Genomic DNA, 16,323 nt, shown 5'->3' with positions numbered 1-16,323 from the left:
TACAGTTATCCACAGTCGGCATCCACGATGCCGGCATCCATCCCCGGGTGAAAGTTCAAGCGGTAGGGTGGGTCAAGACTCAACCGGCGCCCACACCGATCAATGCCACCGGTCGCTCTGAGGCTAGCAACTCGCGCGTGCGTTGCAAGATCACCTCCGGTTCTAGCTCATCATCGCGCACCACATGGCGCAACCGCTGTCCATTGATGCCCGGCTGCGTTCAGCCGGTCAAGATACAGGCGCACCCCCGAACGGCAGTTGCGCGGCAGAGGAGGCCAGCACGCCCGTGCTGGGGACTTGGCCAATGACCAGATCGGCGGCATTGCTGCTCGATGCAAGGGTCCATAGAGCCAGCGACGCCCCGATAGCCGGTGCAGTGTGTCAGGCAAACCCTCCCGGTCATGTCGATGTCCCCTGAGTGCTGGCCGGCCAGCGATCGGCTTGGCGCCAGGCTTGCACCCAACCGGGATAGGACGGAGCGAGCTTGCTGGCGGCATCGAGTGCCTCGAGATCTTGCGATTCGAGCTGCAAGGTCAGGGCTCCCAAATTGTCCCGCAACTGGTCTTCCCGCTTGGCACCCACGATCACGCTAGTCACGCCGGGACGCGACAACACCCAGGCCAATGCGACTTGCGATACGCTGGCTTTCTGCCGCTTAGCCACTGTCCTCAGCACGTCGATGACATCGTAGGTGCGCTCCCGGTCGATGGGTGGGAAATCTACCTTGGCACGTCTTGCCTCGGGATCGCTGCTGGCACGGTCGAATTTGCCTGATAGAAAGCCGCCCGCAAGTGGGCTCCATGCCAGCAATCCAAGTTGCTGATCTTGCACCATGGGTACCAACTCACGCTCCACATCTCGGCCCGCGAGCGAATAGTAGGCTTGCAAGGACTCGAATCGCTCCAGCCCTTGTTTAGCCGAAAAGCCCAATGCCTTCATCACCTGCCACGCGGCCAGGTTGGAGCATCCGACATGGCGAATCTTCCCCTGCCGCACTGCATCGTCAAGCGTGCGCAGCATCACCTCAATCGGCGTGAGGGGATCGAAGTTGTGGATCTGGTAGAGGTCGATCCAATCTGTACCGAGCCGCCGGAGGCTGTCCTCGATCGCTCGCATCAGATGGAGGCGAGACTGGCCAACTTCGTTCGGACCGGGTCCCATCCGGGCGTGCGCCTTTGTGGCCAGAATCACATCGCGTCGCCGCGCGCCGAGCGCCTCGCCAAGTAGAGACTCCGATTCACCTCCCGCATAGACATCTGCGGTGTCGAAGAAATTGACCCCCGCGTCCAGCGCGATGTGAACTAGCGCCTTTGCCTGCGGTAACGCGAGACCACCAATAGCTCGGTATCGCTCCTGGCCGGACCCTCCGAAGGTCATGGTGCCAAGACAGATGCGCGACACGAACACGCCGGTTTGCCCAAGAAGACGGTATTCCATTAGAGCTTTCAGTATGGGGAGACATTTCGGTGACAAATTTCGTCACTCGGTAACTATCGAAGGTTTCCTGGCCACCCTTCGAGGCCCATGTCTCTGTCCTTGATGCCGCCGTGCGAAGCCCCGCGGGGTTTGACTTCGGAATTTCGCGTTGAGTGACAAGAGACGGCAACGCATTCGCGCAGGCAACGCTGCGCTGACCTCAAGGTCGCGATCCCGCGATCTTGGCTTCAATGAGGAATGGGCCGGGGCGTCCGAGAGCGTGCCGCAACAAGTCGGCGAACCGGTCGCAGGTATCTGCCTGCGCTGCCTCAACGCCCATGCCTTGAGCCAGCATGGCCCAGTTAATGTCGGGATCCACGATCGAGAGCATTCGCTCGGCGCGCTCGCCCCAGTGAGTGGCCCCCACATTGTCGAGTTCGGCCTTGAGCACCTGATAGCCGCGATTGGCAAAGATGATCGTCACCACATTCAGACGCTCGCGTGCCTGCGTCCATAGTGCCTGGATGGTGTACATGGAGCTACCGTCTCCCTGCAGGTTGATCACCTTGCGTTGCGGGCAAGCCAGGGCGGCACCGGTGGCCATCGGAAGTCCGCTGCCGATCGAACCGCCGGTAAGTTGCAGGTAGTCGTGTTGTGCAACGCCGGTCGACAACGGGAAGAAGCGGCGACCCGCAGTGATCGATTCATCAACGATGATGCTGTGCTCGGGCATGAGCGTGGCCGAGATCTGCATGACGGCATCGGCGGAAAGATCGCCGCCAGGTAGATCGCGGCGCTGCGGGGCATCAACGACAGGGATCAGCTCCTTTGCGCCGACGCGGTCGGCGAGCTCTTCCAGCGTGGCCACCAAATCGTCCGTAAGCTCGGTCAGCGGGATAAGGTTCGCCCCCGCCGGCAACAGCAGATCCGGTTTCTCTGGATACCCGAACATCGCAGCGGGTACCTTCGCACCGATCAGAATGACGTGACGCGCGTCCTTGAAGAACGCCACACCTGCATCCACGGACGCGGGGGTCCGCGCGATCGCCACTCGGCCTGCGCCGCGCTCGATGCGTCCGTTGGCGTACTGGGCGACCATGTGAGCTCCGGTGCGTTGCACGATCCTTTGTGCCATCGCCAGAGGCTCGGCGCGCAAGGCCCGGCCCGACAGGACCATGACCACGTTTTCGCCTGAGCGCAGTGCCTTGACGGCTGCATCGAAACGACCGGGGGCTGGCAGCGTCGGCCGCGGCGCAGTGAACTCGAGCGGCTTGGCATGGCGCACCTGTGACCATGCGGTATCAGCAGGCAGGATCAATGTGGAGATTCGCCCGGGCAGGGTATTGGCTTCCCGGATAGCTTGTGCAGCATCTGCTGCGATTTCATCGGCCGAGGTGCAGGTCTTGACCCATTGAGACATGGTCCCCGCAAGGGCCTCGATGTCTCCGGTCAGCGGCGAGTCCGTGACCTTGTGGCCCTGACGGTGTTCGCCGACGAGATTGATCACCGGCACCTGTGCGCGCTTGGCGTTGTGCAGATTGGCCAGTCCGTTCGCAAGTCCTGGAGCCAGGTGAAGCAGCGTGCAGGCAGGCTTGTCCGCCATGCGGGCATAACCGTCTGCAGCCCCCGTGACCACGCCCTCGAACAGCCCGAGCACGCAGCGCATGCCTGGCACCTTGTCCAGTGCTGCCACGAACTGCATCTCCGACGTTCCGGGGTTGGCGAAGCAGACCTCAACGCCGCCAGCTACCAGGGTGCGAACCAGCGTTTCAGCGCCATTGGAACTCAATCCCATGTCACCCCCGTGCGCTTGACGACCTTCGCCCACCGGGCGGATTCAGTGTTCACCAGTGCCGTGACATCCTGACGAGCGCCTCCAATCACTTCAAGGCCGATTTGGCTCATCGCCGTACGGAACTCTGCGCCCGACAAAACCTTGTTGATTTCGCGCTGCAAAATGTCGAGAACGGGCTCCGGCACACCCTTGGAAGTGAAGAGCACAAAGTAACCCTTCACGTCGAAGCCCGGCACTCCAGATTCGGACACTGTGGGCAGGTCCGGCACGATGGACGAGCGTTTCGAGGAGGTCACGGCGATACCCCGCAAACGGCCACTGCGCAGGTATTCAATGACACCGGTCAAATTCGCGAACATCACTTGGACACGGCCGCCGAGCACGTCCTGTAGCGCAGGAGATTCGCCGCGATACGGGATGTGGCTCATCTTCAGCCCTGCGTCGTTCATCAACATTTCCCCAGCCAAATGCACGGACGTTCCAATGCCGGGCGAGGCGAAGCTCAGGTCGGTAGTTTTGGACAGCGCAATCAGCTCACGCAGATCGCGCGCGTTGACGCTTGGATTCACTGCGATGACATTGGGCACGGCACCAAGCAGGGTGATGAACTGAACGTCGTGCTCGGCGTTGTAAGGAAGATTCTTCGTCAGATGCGGATTGATGGCGAAGGAGTTCATCGCAGTGAACCCGATGGTGTAGCCGTCCGGCGGTGCCTTGAGAACAGCATCCACGCCAATGTTGCCGCCAGCCCCCGTCTTGTAGTCGACGATGACCCGCAGCGGGCTGGTTGATTGCAAGCGCTCCGCAAGCCGGTTGAGAATCGCCGAGCTGGTGCCTCCCGGCGGGTACGGTGAGATTAAGCGGATGACGTTTGAGGGGTAGGGCGAGGTGGCTGCCCACCCCGGCAGGCCTGTTGCAAGCGACGCTGCGGCGCCCGCGAATAAGATGTTACGACGGCGAAGTTTTGAGGATGTCATGGGTAGTCTCTTTGGTTTTGCTGATACGGCCCCGCAGAATTGGCTCAAGGACTGGGAACGCCGCTGTCCAGACCCAATCGGGATTGCACTTCTGCGATGCGTTCCAGCGTGACCGGGTCGAAAGTGCCGTCTGTCGCGTTGTCGGCTGCTTCTTGAAGCTGGGCCCGGCTGGAAAAGCCGATCGCCAGCGTGTGTATCGATCGGTTCGACATGCCGAAGCGCAGCGCAGCGCCAACCAGGCTGCGCGCCAGTCCTTCGTGGACAAGGAATCCGAACTCTTGAGCGCAGGCCACATCGCGGGCGTAGTCATGGCCCGAGCCAACGCCTTGCCCCATAGCCACCACCTTGGGGAGTGCCGTCGGGTGGCGCTCGAGCGTGCCGCTGAGAGAGCCGCCCGCGAGCAGCCGGATGCCGATCACGCCTGCGTCGCCGCGACGCGTGCGGGACAGCAAGCGGTCATTGTCGGCAGCGGCCGCTGCTGCATTGCCGGAGGACGGATCGAGGAGGCTGTAAGAGACCTGTGCCGTGTCGAACCAGCCAGCGTCCAGCATCTCGTTCACGCTGGGTGTATCACCCAGTGCAGAGAAACCGAGGTAGCGGACCTTGCCCTCTTTTACGAGAGCCTGGAAGGTTGGCACGACCTGGTCACGCAGCGTGTCCGGTGTCAAGCCACTGCCCAGGCGCGTCGGCGAGATCGGGTTGTGAAGCTGCAGCAGGTCGAGACAGTCGGTATGCAAGCGGGCCAGGCTGGACTCGACCGATTCACGGATCAGACTGCCGATGCGCGCCGCTTGTGCCGGGTCATCCCGTGTGGCGGGCTCGATGCGCACCTTGGTGCCAATGGTTGCGCGGCGGCCCAATTGCTTCAGCGCTTGGCCGAGATTGGCCTCGGACTTGCCTGCGCCATAGAAGGGTGCGGTGTCGAAGTAGTCGATCCCGAGGTCCAGAGCGTGAGCCACGGCTTCTGCCTGTTCCTTGGCGCCGCCGTCAACCATGAGCCCGCCGACCATGCCGCAGCCGAAGCCGATGACCGGGACGCGCAGATCTGTGCGTCCGAAACGTCGCTGCTCCATCATGCCTCCTCCACGACCGGATTGGTCAGCACGCCGATCCCGTCAATCTCGACTTCGATGCGATCGCCTGCTGCAAGCCATCGCGGGGGGGTGCGCATGGATCCCACGCCGTTGGTCGTGCCAGTTGCCACCACGTCGCCCGGCTGCAGTTCGAGAAAGGTGGACAGGTAGGCGAGCAACTCGCCGACTGTCCAGATCATGTCGCTGGTGGACGTCTTTTGCACCACCTCGCCATTCAGGCGAGTGACGAGATTCAGCGCGTCAGGATCAGCGATTTCGTCCCGTGTCACGAGCCATGGTCCGAATGCGCCAGTACCAGGAAAGCTCTTGGCCGGGGTAACCTGCGAAGAGTGCTTTTGATAGTCGCGGACGGTGCCGTCCATGTAGCACGAATAGCCTGCAACACCCACCAGTGCTTCAGCGGCAGACGCGTTGTGAAGGGTGCGCCCGACCACCACCGCAAGTTCGCCTTCATAGTCCAATTGTTCGGAGACACGGGGCCGTACCACCGGTTGGCCGTGGCCCACCTGGCTGTTGGCAAATCGGGCAATGACCACCGGATTCTTCGGCTCGGGTAGCCCCAGCTCAAGCTGGTGTGCACGGTAGTTCAATCCGATCATGATCAGTTTCGGCGGCTCGGGCAGGGGCGGCAGCAACTGCACGGAAGAGAGATCGTGATCGGGTGCTTGGGTGGACAAGGCCGCCAGCCCCGTTGGGAGCCCCGCGCGCAGGGCCGACAACAAGGTTGGCAGTTCCGGGTACCGCAGCGAGGCATCAACGATGCCGGTGCCGACGACCAGCCCCCAATGTTCGAGATGGTCGGGTGTGCGAAAAGTGGCGAGTTTCATAAGCGGGATTAAAAAAAGGCTGCGGGATAAAGTGGAGCCAGACGAATCATTCGTGGCCGTTGGCCTGTTCGAGCGTGTCGACCCACGTGACGCCCAGGCTCTCTAATTGGGCAAGCATGGGCGCGGTGGCGCCGAGGGCCGGACCGCCGGCCGCCATTCGCAAGCGAGCCTGCTCTTCGCGCGCGGCGCGCACGCGTGCCGCTTCCATGACCACATCCAGGCGCGCGTGAGGGATCACGACTACACCGTCGTCGTCACCCAGCACGATGTCGCCGGGAAAAACGTGAACGCCGGCGCAGGTCACGGGCACGTTGACGGACCCGGGGGATGCCTTCACGGTTCCCTGGGCCGAAATCGCTGTGCTCCAAATCGGCAGTCCCATCTCGCGGATGAGTCGCACGTCGCGGCACCCCGCATCGATCACGAGACCGGCCAGCCCTTTGGCTTGCATCAACGTCGCGATCAGATCGCCAACCATGCCGTCGGTGCTTGGGGAGATGCACCCGACGACCAGGATGTCGCCCGGCTCACACAGTTCCAGCGCGACGTGAATCATCCAGTTGTCGCCTGGAGGCGCCAGCACGGTCACGGCCCGGCCCGCTGCCACTGCACCGTCGAATAACGGGCGCATCGTGGGACGCATTAGTCCGCTGCGTCCTTGGGCCTCATGCACCGTGGCGACGCCGAGCGCACACAAGGCTTCGACGGAACGCCGATCGGGAGCCGGAGGAATCTTGCGGACGACAAAGTGATTCATGTGGGCGTGACCCAAGCCGAGCAGCAAGCAGTCGCCTTAATTTTCATTAAAAAGTGCGATTATCGAACTCAGGTCCGATTATCGGAGGAGCTGAACATATTCGCCTGCACGGACGATGTCAAGGTTGAGGCCTGTGATTCCGGGTAAACACCATGCTGTAAAAGTCCGATAATCGGTAAATAATCCGATAATCGAACAGTTGAAAACCACTTGAACCTTAGTGAGGAATCTCTATGAACGCATCTGCCAGCGGCGTCCCCATGCCAGCTACGCGCATTGATACCCAGTCCTTGACCCGTGTCGGCAAAGGCACGCCGATGGGGAATTTCGTGCGCCAGTATTGGATGCCAGCCATCCTGTCGAGCGAACTGGAACGCGACCGTGAGCCCACCCGGCTGATGCTGCTGGGCGAGAAGCTCGTTGCCTTTCGCGACACGAATGGAAAGCCGGGCATCATGGACGAGCGGTGCCCCCATCGTGGTGTCTCGCTCGTTCTCGGGCGAGTGGAAGAAGGCGGCATCCGCTGCGTCTACCATGGCTGGAAGTTCGACACTGCCGGTGCATGTCTTGATATGCCGAGCGTGCCCAAGCAGCAGGAGTGCAAACACCTGGTCAAGGCTCGCGCCTATCCCGTGCGCGAAGTCGGTGGTGTCGTCTGGGTCTACATGGGTGATCGAGCGATCCCGCCGGCAATGCCGATGATCGAAGCGGCCCTGATGCCAGCCGAGGATGTCAGCGTCTACTGTCTGCAGCGTGAGTGCAACTATCTGCAGATGGCCGAGAGCGATCTGGACACGTCGCATTTCGGCTTTCTGCATCTGGGATGCCTGGAGCCGGATGACTTCCCCGAAGACAACCCGCTGCGCTACGCAGCGGAGGACCGAGCTCCCGAGTTCGCTTCCTCTGAAATGCCATGGGGCACGTCGTATGGCGCGCATCGCATGGCGGGTGATTCGCAGCGCTACTGGCGGGTAGCTAACTTCCTGTTTCCCTTCTGGACGCAAACGCCGCAGGGCGACTTCACTGACCATCTCGATGCGCGAGCGTTCGTGCCGATGGATGACACGCACACGATGATGTTTCACTTCTCTTGGAGCAAAAAATCGCGCCCTCTTGTGGTGGAGAGCAAGGAAGGCAAGCCGCTACCGGGCCTGAAGAACAACAACGTGCTGCTGCCGAACACGACCGATTGGTTCGGGCGCTGGCGCCCAGTGGCCAATCCCAGCAACGACTGGCTGATCGACCGCGAGATGCAGCGTACCGGCGTCACGTTCTCTGGGCTGGACAACATCCGCACGCAGGATCAGGCCGCGGTGGAGAGCATGGGCCCGATCGTCGATCATTCCCTCGAGCATCTGGTCCCGTCGGACCAGATGGTGGCCAAGACGCGCCGGCGCATGGTGAAGGCGCTTCAGCGCTTTGTCGAGGACGGCGCGGCTCCTCCGGGCGTGGACGATCCCGAAGCGTTCGCCGCAGCCCGCAGCGGGTTCTTCCTCGCTGATGCCGACGCACAGTGGCCGGACGTCTTCTACGCCCACGCTGATCGTCTGAAACACGTGGCGCCCGATCCCGCATCGGGTCACGCATCATGAGCGCGGCGCTGGAGAGGTTGGACGCGGCCAGCCAACAAGCGTTGCGGCTGGAGGCGGTGCGCTACGGGGGAGAGCAGATTGCCCTGTACGAGTTCGCAGCGCCCGATGGAGGTGAATTGGCGCCCTTCACGGCGGGCTCACATGTGGACGTGCACCTGCCCAATGGCGTCGTGCGCCAGTATTCGCTCGCCAACAACCCGAGCGAGCGGAGTCGCTACGTGCTCGGTGTCAAGTGCGACCGCGCCAGTCGAGGCGGGTCGCGCTACATGCACGAGAGTCTGCGGGTCGGCACAATGCTGCAACTAAGTCTGCCGCGGAACAATTTCCCGCTTCATGAAGCGGCGCCCCATACGGTGCTGATCGCAGGCGGGATTGGCATCACGCCGATCCGTTGCATGGTGCACCGGCTCGAAGCGCTTGGACTGCCTTGGGAACTGCACTATGCGGTTCGGCATCGGAGTGAGGCCGTATTTGCTGAGGAGTTGGGTAGCGACGCGCGAGTGCATCTGCATGTCGATGAGGAGCACGGCGGCGCGCCTCTTGATCTGGCGCGCGTGGCGCGCGAGGCGCCCACCGGCGCGCATGCCTACTGTTGTGGCCCAGCACCGATGATCTCCGCTTTTGAGACGGCCTTCTCCTTCTGGCCTGCGTCGATGCGTCATGTGGAGCACTTCAGCGCCCCTTCCATCGTGTGGCAGGAGGGCGGGGCATTTAGCGTGCTGCTGGCTCGCACCCAAAGAAAGCTTGAAGTGCCGGCCGACCGCTCCATCCTGAGCGTGGTGCGCGAAGCTGGCATTGACGCAACGGCTTCCTGTGAACAGGGAATTTGCGGTGCTTGCGAAACGCGGGTTCTAGGCGGCCAGCCGGAGCATCGGGACATGCTTCTGTCGGCCGAAGAGCGCGCCGCGGGGAAGTCGATGATGATCTGCTGCTCGCGCAGCAAAAGCGCAGAGCTCGTGTTGGATCTGTGACGGCAGCAGGCAGAGAGTGCGACGCTTCTGCCTATTTATGAGCCGGCGGCACCGTCGCGGAGTTGCTGGTCTGCTTTGCGGAAACTTCCAGACTGTTCGAGCCAACGTGGTTGCCGAATCGGCACGAGTTCGCTGCGCGTCGAGCACTCTACGTTGACGAATCAGCTGCGGTTTCGTGCCGCTAGATCTCTTAATGCGGCACTGTGGGCGGGACCGCGCGGCTGCCGCATGTTTTTCAACTGGCTGTGATGCAGGTTTCAATACTGGCTCGGCCACGTACTGATGCGACAGGGGCGCAAGCTGGTGCCGACGAACGAAGCATGCGCGGCTGCATTTGGCTTTGATCGTTCTCGGGTTCGCCCTTCACACAACTTGAGCGTCCTTGAGTCACACCCCTGTGAGTTCTTATTCGTTGAACGAGGGCCTCATCGTCCGTATCGTTGTCAACTCGGCATAGAACAACCAAGATGATGGAGACAACCATGAGTGAACTGAACAGTACAGCGGGCGTCGGGAAACTCCTTCGAAAAGGCATCGGGAAAATGGTCTTGGCCATTGCTATCCCAACGAGCCTCATCCCTGCGCAGGCCCTTGCAACGCCGTCCTCTACCTATCCCTCACAGACGGTACGCATCGTTTTGCCGTTTCCTGCCGGTAGTTCGACCGACGTGCTGGCAAGGGTAGTTGGGCAAAAATTGCAAGAAGCATGGTCCCAGCCAGTGATCGTCGACAACAAACCGGGTGCGCTCGGCACGATTGGCGCGAGCGCAGTGGCGAAGTCGCGCCCCGACGGGCATACCTTGCTTCTGACGATTTCCGGAATCGTGCAAGCGCCAGCGCTCATGACCAAGATTCCCTACGACGTCGTGAAGGACTTCGTCCCCGTCACGCTCTTGTGCAGTTCCGCTGTGCCCTTTGCGATTCCGGCCAGCCTTCCGCCCACAAGCCTGAAAGATTTCGTGGCATACGCAAAGGCCAATTCTTCCACCGTCAATTTCGGTTCTTGGGGAAGCGGCTCAACAGGGCACATGCTGGGAATGCTGCTCAATCGCCAAGCCGACCTGCAAATGCCGCACATTCCATACAAGGGACTTTCGCCGCTGGTCACGGACCTGCTCGGCGGTCAGATTGCTGCCGGGTTCACCGATTTGCCGTCTGTTTTGGCGCAGCCCAAGCTGCGCGTCCTCGCAGTCAGCGGCCCTCGCAGGATTCCTGAGCTTCCGGGTGTGCCTACGTTCACGGAGCTAGGCTACAAGTCGTTCGACCGATTGGGCTGGTACGGGGTGTTCTTGCCCGCCGGAACGCCGAAACCCGTCGTCCAAAAAGTCCACAACGCACTTTCAGACATTTTCAATTTGCCGGACGTGCAGTCACGCCTGAAGGAAATGGCGCTAGTCAAGGTGATCAACACCCCTGAACAGTTCCAAAAGGTAGTGCAAGACGACGCTGACTTCTACGGTCGGACCTACAAGCAGCTCGGCCTCGAACTCAACTGAACTCGAGCGAGCGGAGCATGTAGGCCCGCATTTTTTGATGAAGGCGCCGAACATCATGCAGGTGTTCGGCGCGGCGTCGAACTACCAGCGCCCGGATAGCGATCCTCCATGCGCGTAACAGTCCTCAAGCCACTACTCAGACCGGATCGTTTCCCAGCCTCCAGCTTTTACCGATGAACTCGTGCCCGGATGGAAAGCGCCCATTGGCGTTGTAGGTCTGGATCCATCCAGGGTATGCGACCGGTAATTTGCTGACGTCTTGAAGTTGGGCCAGTTCAGCTTCACTGAATTTCAGCTCCAGTGCACGCAGGTTGTCTTGCAGTTGGGCGGGACGCTTCACTCCGCTGATTACGCTGGTCACCACCGGCTGAGCAAGCAACCACGCTAGGGCGACCTGCGCCACACTGGCGGCATGTCGCTGCGCGATGGTCTTCATTACATCGATCACGTCGAAGGCGCGCGGCATGTCCACCGGGGGAAACTGGATATTTGCCCGACGAGCGGACCTATCGCCGACGCCATTGCGGTCAAAATTTCCGGATAACAGGCCGCCGGCCAGCGGGCTCCAGCAGAGCAAGCCGGTGCTGCTGTCCAGCAGCGCTGGCACCAACTCATGTTCTATGTCGCGTCCGACCAGGCTGTAGAACGACTGTATCGATGCGAACCGGGTGAGCCCGTCGTGCTTGGAGATGCCCAGTGCCTTCATCAATTGCCATGCCGCGAAGTTGGAGCAACCAATGCTGCGTACCTTGCCCTGGCGTACGGCGTCGTCTAGCACCCGCAGTACCTCTTCCAAGGGCGTGAGCGGGTCGAAGTTGTGGAGCTGGTAGAGATCGATATGGTCTGTGCGCAGACGGCGCAGACTGCCTTCCAGCGCTTCCATGATGTGCAGGCGCGACTGGGCTGTCTGGTTCGGCCCGGGCCCCAGTCGTGCGCCCACCTTAGTCGCCAGAACTACCTCACGTCGCCTCCCATCCAATGCAACGCCGAGCAGCTCTTCTGAAGCCCCACCACTGTAAACGTCGGCTGTGTCGATAAAGTTGATGCCTGCGTCCAGCGCCTCCGACACGATGGCGTTGACTTCCGGCTGGTCCAGACGCCCTATGGCGTTGCCTGCAGGAGTGTCGGCACCGCCGAAGGTCATGGCGCCGAGGCAGATGCGTGAAACGAAAATGCCGGTCTGTCCTAATTGTGCGTATTGCATATTTTCCTAGTCTGAAGTCGAAAGCGGTAAAGCGGCAGCCAGCGTGTGTACGCCGGGCGGGGCGGGCAGTCGCCTGCCGGTATCAACCAGACGCGGCGATGGCAAGCGGTCAAGTCGGAATACGAGCACGCCACCCTGCGAACGGTCTTCGGCGAGTTCATTGGTGCCGACCCAGACGTAACGGCTGGCCGCATCGAAAAGGATGCCTTGCGGCAAGCGCCCGGCGTAGCGGGTTTCCGAAATCTTGGCGAGCTGGCTGCGCTCGGCATCCAACCGGTAAAGCGTTAGCAACGCGAGGCTGTTGTGCCGCGGATCCTCGGGCAGCGTGCCTGTCGTTTCCATGTTGCTGACAACCACGTACTGCCCGTCGGGGCTTACGGCGAAGCTCTCCGCGCCCTGTCCCGTGATGTCTAGGTCGGTGACTTGGTGTCGCGCATCAGCATCCACGCTTTCGGCGACACGGATTAGCGTCAGTACCCCTCGCTGAACATGTGAATTGCCGCGCACGTCCGGGCCCCAGTTGACGTCGCTGCTGAGGTAGTGGCGACCATCGGGCGTGAACCGGCCCACCAGAGGGTATTTGTTGGTCACTACCGGGTTGCCCCAGGGACGCACAGCCTCGACCGTGCCGTCGAGGCTGCGTTCGATCCGCAGGAAGATGATGCGGTTCTGGCTGGGGATGTGGACCGCGATCGCATCCTGCTTGGGCGACCATTGCACGAAGGTAAATTCGTCGAAGCCGCTCGCTACGCCAGGCACCTGAAAACTGGCCGTTGAGGCCTTGCCGTCGGATTTCGTAGCGACGAACGTCAGGGGCCTTGCGGCGTCTTTCGACAGCACCACCACGGTCCGGGCGTCAGGAGAAAGGTCCAGACTGCGGGGTTGCCGGCCGACTGTGGTTTCCTCCAACGCGCGGGGGCGGGCAGGGTCGGAAATGTCGTAGGTCATCAGACGGTCCGAAGGAACAAGTTGCGACAGCTTCGTCGCACCAGGAGGCCTGCGCATGGTTTCCACGACATAGGCCCTGCGTCCGTCACGGCTGAGCACCGCGATTCCCGACGGCGAGTAATTCGAATTGGGCGCCTCGATGCGACCGGTTGGACCGCGTGACGGATCGAAAGGCTCGGTCCAGAGTGTCATCGTGTCACGACGTCCGGGGTCGGCCAGCAAACCCGAGCTGTAAGTATTCGCGTCCTGCTTGCCATCCGAAATGATGGCCAACACGCCCCTTGCACTGATGCCGGCGGAAGAAGAAACAGCCTCTTGGCTTAGGGCTGGCGTCGCCATCAAGGTGCAAACCATCGCCGCTGTCGCTAAGTGATTCGGCCGGGGCTTCTTGAGCTTCATGCAATCTCCAAATGTGTGAAGACCAAGAGTCGCTCGGAAGCTGCGGCAGATCAATAATCGAAAGGCCACATTTATTTATCAATCGTACGAAGCTGCAGAGACAAAGGTATGGATCCACTTTCCGAAGTTCTTTTCACCATGCGTGCGGAAACCGTTCTTCTGGCCCAGGTGGAAGTCCGGGGCCGGTGGGCGATGAGGTTTCCGGCTTACCGGCACTTCAAGTTTGGCAGCGTGCTGGAGGGCAACTGCTGGTTGTGGGTCGAAGGCTCGCACGAGCGTGTGCACCTGCACGAGGGTGACTGCTATCTGCTGACCGATGGCGCTCCCTACTGCACCGCGAGCGACCTATCTGCCGAACCGGTAGACGGCGTCGGTCTTCTGTCGCAGGGACGGTGCGAGGACGGCATCGTTCGCTTTGGCTTCGGCGACACCTGCACCCGGGTCGCCGGCGGGCGCTTTACATTCCCCGACGAGCCGGCACCGCTGCTGCTTTCCCTGTTGCCGCGCTTGGTGCACGTGCCCGCAGGTGCGGCGCAAACTCGGCAGCTGCAGACGGTGCTGGAGCTGATCGGCATGGAGACCTCGCGCGAGATGCCCGGCAAAGCGACGGTTGCGACAAGTCTCTCCAACATGGTGCTCGTGCAGATTCTCAGGGCTCACCTGGAATCGGCTCAGGAAAATGCCGGCTGGCTCGGCGCCTTGACGGACAAATTCATTGGCCCCGTCCTGTATGCGATGCACGGCGACGTGGCGCGGCGTTGGACGCTGGCCGGCCTCGCATCAACTGCCGGCATGTCCAGGACGGCGTTTGCCGAGCGCTTCCGCCGGCGTGTTGGGAAGTCACCGCTCGCGTACCTCAATGGCTGGCGGATGATCCTTGCGCGAGCAGCGCTGAGCCATGAAGGACAGAGCCTCTCGACTGTGGCGGCACGCCTGGGTTATGCGTCTGACAGTGCTTTCAGCACGGCCTTCAAGAAGGCGGTCGGGTCAAGTCCAGGAAGGTTCAGACAGGATGCACTGAGACCGCCCAGCGAGGATGTACTGGTGTAGTGCGGCCACAAGCTCACGCAGCAGGATTGCGCATTGTTTCGCAGCCGACGGGTTGGCAATCTCCGCCGGGCATGGGACGCGGCCCAACTACAGGCGGACTTGCCAGGAGTCGGGAGTGCACTCCGGATGAACGCTGAGGAGGAATGAAAGGAGTACGCGGCTGTCCGCCACCGCGTCGCGACCAAGTAGGACGATGGTTTCGATTCGGGAGGCTTCTATCCATGCCTGAGGCCATTGCAGCCGGCAGGCTGATAGAACAGCTGGAGATCAGCTCCTCAAGCCGCGATCAGCGTGACGCGGCAGCGAGGGTCCTCAACTTATCCAGGCAGCCATCGCGCAGCTGGTCGAGTCAGCGCCCGAGATGATGTGATTGCTCGTGTTCAGGCTACTGCGTTGATGACCTGAAGCTGGGTGAACTCCTCCAACGCGTTCTGTCCGAGTTCGGAGCCGAGGCCGGATTGCTTTGCTCCTCCGAAGGGCACGTCCGGCGCGAGATCGCCATGCTTGTTGATCCAAACGGTGCCCGCCTCCAGGCGCTCGGCAATGACACGGGCATGCTCCGCGTTAGCAGACCAGACCGAAGCGCCGAGCCCATAACACGAGCGATTCGCGCGCGCGACAGCGTCGTCCACCGAGCTGAAGCGAAGCACCGGGAGCACCGGTCCGAACTGCTCTTCGTCGACCAACTGTGTGCCATCCGCAATGTCTGTCACGATGGTGGGGCGGAGAAACCAGCCCGGCCGCTCAGGGACGGTGCCTCCAGCCAAGATGCGGCCATGGCGCCGCCCGTCCTCGAGCATGTCGAGCACCTTGCGAAAGTGCGCTTCGTTCTGCAGCGGCCCGAACTGCGTAGCGGGATCGAGTCCATCGCCGACCACTGCCTTCTCTGCTAGTGTCGCGAGCTCGGCGCACAGGGCATCGTGCAGCCGCTCATGTACGTAGAGCCGCTTGATGGCGATACAGGTTTGGCCGTTGTTCTGGAAGGCGCTGGCGAACACGAGCGGCGCGATCTGCCGGGGGTCCGCATCCTCAAGCACGATGGCAGCGTCGTTACCGCCCAGTTCCAGGGTCACGCGCTTCAACGTCCCGGCCGCACCGGCCATCACGCGCTTCCCAGTCTCCGTCGAACCGGTGAAAGACAGCTTGTCGATGTCCGGGTGCTCTGTCATCCATGCGCCAAGTTCGGGGCTCCCGCTCACAACGTTAAGCACTCCTGGGGGCAGCACTTCGGCCAAAAGCTCCCCGAGCTTGAGCGTTGCCAGCGGTGTGGTTGGCGCAGGTTTGAGCACCACCGTGTTTCCGGCCAAGAGTGCGGCGGGAAGCTTCAGCGCCATCAGCACGAGCGGGAAGTTCCACGGCACGATGGCACCGACGACACCAAGAGCCCGTCTCCTTAATTCAACTTTGCGCTGGGCGGAATTTTGTTGCCTTACGGGCAATTCCATGCGGGCGACCGCGCGAAAGAAAAGTGCCGCAACGAGCGCTTCGCGCTTGGCCTCCGCCAGCGGCTTGCCCTGCTCCTGTGTAAGTAGGCCGCCCAGCAGGTCCGCGTTGGACTCGAGCACGGCAGCGACCGCAATCAGGACCTCGCGACGCGCTTCGATGCCGCTGTCTCGCCAACTTGGAAATGCGACTCGTGCCGCCTTGACTGCGCTGTCGAGTTGTGCGCGACTTGCCGAAGGCGCAGACGTCAGTCGCTGGCCCGTGGCGGGATTCATGACGTCGATTTTTCCGTCGCCAGCGACTGTGCGACCGCCGATGAGTAGCTTGAGGTTTTCCATGAGATCTATTTCCTTG

At 61.7% G+C, this 16,323-nt stretch carries 13 protein-coding genes; 4 read left to right on the top strand and 9 right to left on the bottom strand.

The window, feature by feature from the left end:
- Window positions 1-399: 399 nt before the first annotated feature.
- The 6 genes from BMW87_RS25115 to BMW87_RS25090 form a co-directional block, all read right to left on the bottom strand.
- Entirely contained in the window at window positions 400-1,437 is a 1,038-nt protein-coding gene (locus BMW87_RS25115) for an aldo/keto reductase (RefSeq protein WP_093079420.1), read from the bottom strand.
- A gap of 199 nt (window positions 1,438-1,636) precedes the next feature.
- On the bottom strand, window positions 1,637-3,211 hold the full coding sequence (locus tag BMW87_RS25110; protein WP_093079418.1) for an acetolactate synthase large subunit: 1,575 nt from the start codon (window positions 3,209-3,211) through the stop codon (window positions 1,637-1,639).
- Window positions 3,202-4,188: a Bug family tripartite tricarboxylate transporter substrate binding protein gene (locus BMW87_RS25105; protein WP_093079415.1), complete on the bottom strand. Its 987-nt coding sequence runs from the start codon at window positions 4,186-4,188 to the stop codon at window positions 3,202-3,204. Before BMW87_RS25105 ends, BMW87_RS25110 begins: the two co-directional genes overlap by 10 nt.
- 44 nt (window positions 4,189-4,232) lie before the next feature.
- Window positions 4,233-5,264: an aldo/keto reductase gene (locus BMW87_RS25100; protein ID WP_093079413.1), complete on the bottom strand. Its 1,032-nt coding sequence runs from the start codon at window positions 5,262-5,264 to the stop codon at window positions 4,233-4,235.
- Window positions 5,261-6,109: a fumarylacetoacetate hydrolase family protein gene (locus tag BMW87_RS25095; RefSeq protein ID WP_093079410.1), complete on the bottom strand. Its 849-nt coding sequence runs from the start codon at window positions 6,107-6,109 to the stop codon at window positions 5,261-5,263. Before BMW87_RS25095 ends, BMW87_RS25100 begins: the two co-directional genes overlap by 4 nt.
- Window positions 6,110-6,155: 46 nt before the next feature.
- Window positions 6,156-6,866 (bottom strand): 4-carboxy-4-hydroxy-2-oxoadipate aldolase/oxaloacetate decarboxylase, encoded by a 711-nt coding sequence (locus BMW87_RS25090; protein ID WP_093079461.1) that lies wholly within the window; start codon window positions 6,864-6,866, stop codon window positions 6,156-6,158.
- Window positions 6,867-7,099: 233 nt separating this feature from the next.
- Here BMW87_RS25090 and BMW87_RS25085 point away from each other — a divergent pair, with 233 nt between their 5' ends.
- From BMW87_RS25085 to BMW87_RS25075, 3 genes are all read left to right on the top strand, one after another.
- Complete coding sequence (locus BMW87_RS25085) at window positions 7,100-8,458, top strand: Rieske 2Fe-2S domain-containing protein (protein WP_218149777.1); 1,359 nt, start codon at window positions 7,100-7,102, stop codon at window positions 8,456-8,458.
- Window positions 8,455-9,429: a PDR/VanB family oxidoreductase gene (locus BMW87_RS25080; RefSeq protein ID WP_093079408.1), complete on the top strand. Its 975-nt coding sequence runs from the start codon at window positions 8,455-8,457 to the stop codon at window positions 9,427-9,429. The genes BMW87_RS25085 and BMW87_RS25080 overlap by 4 nt, the downstream gene beginning before the upstream one ends.
- A gap of 482 nt (window positions 9,430-9,911) precedes the next feature.
- Window positions 9,912-10,925 carry a Bug family tripartite tricarboxylate transporter substrate binding protein gene (locus BMW87_RS25075; RefSeq protein WP_177192845.1) on the top strand — a complete coding sequence of 338 codons (1,014 nt, stop codon included), beginning with the start codon at window positions 9,912-9,914 and terminating at the stop codon, window positions 10,923-10,925.
- Between the two features lie 136 nt (window positions 10,926-11,061).
- Here BMW87_RS25075 and BMW87_RS25070 read toward each other — a convergent pair whose 3' ends face one another.
- Window positions 11,062-12,129 carry an aldo/keto reductase gene (locus BMW87_RS25070; protein WP_093079403.1) on the bottom strand — a complete coding sequence of 356 codons (1,068 nt, stop codon included), beginning with the start codon at window positions 12,127-12,129 and terminating at the stop codon, window positions 11,062-11,064.
- Window positions 12,130-12,135: 6 nt separating this feature from the next.
- Window positions 12,136-13,476 (bottom strand): YncE family protein, encoded by a 1,341-nt coding sequence (locus tag BMW87_RS25065; protein WP_143062612.1) that lies wholly within the window; start codon window positions 13,474-13,476, stop codon window positions 12,136-12,138.
- Window positions 13,477-13,584: 108 nt separating this feature from the next.
- Between BMW87_RS25065 and BMW87_RS25060 the strand changes: the two genes are divergently transcribed.
- Window positions 13,585-14,526, top strand: a complete 942-nt coding sequence (locus tag BMW87_RS25060) for an AraC family transcriptional regulator (RefSeq protein WP_093079398.1) — start codon at window positions 13,585-13,587, stop codon at window positions 14,524-14,526.
- Window positions 14,527-14,906: 380 nt separating this feature from the next.
- Here the strand turns inward: BMW87_RS25060 and BMW87_RS25055 are convergent, their stop codons facing one another.
- Window positions 14,907-16,307 carry an aldehyde dehydrogenase family protein gene (locus tag BMW87_RS25055; RefSeq protein ID WP_093079395.1) on the bottom strand — a complete coding sequence of 467 codons (1,401 nt, stop codon included), beginning with the start codon at window positions 16,305-16,307 and terminating at the stop codon, window positions 14,907-14,909.
- Window positions 16,308-16,323: the final 16 nt, after the last annotated feature.

It is taken from the genome of Variovorax sp. OV084 (genome assembly GCF_900111625.1).
In the GTDB taxonomy this organism is placed as follows: Bacteria; Pseudomonadota; Gammaproteobacteria; order Burkholderiales; family Burkholderiaceae_C; genus Variovorax.
Note: the sequence above shows the minus strand (reverse complement) of the source record. Positions and strands in the feature narration are given on the sequence as shown.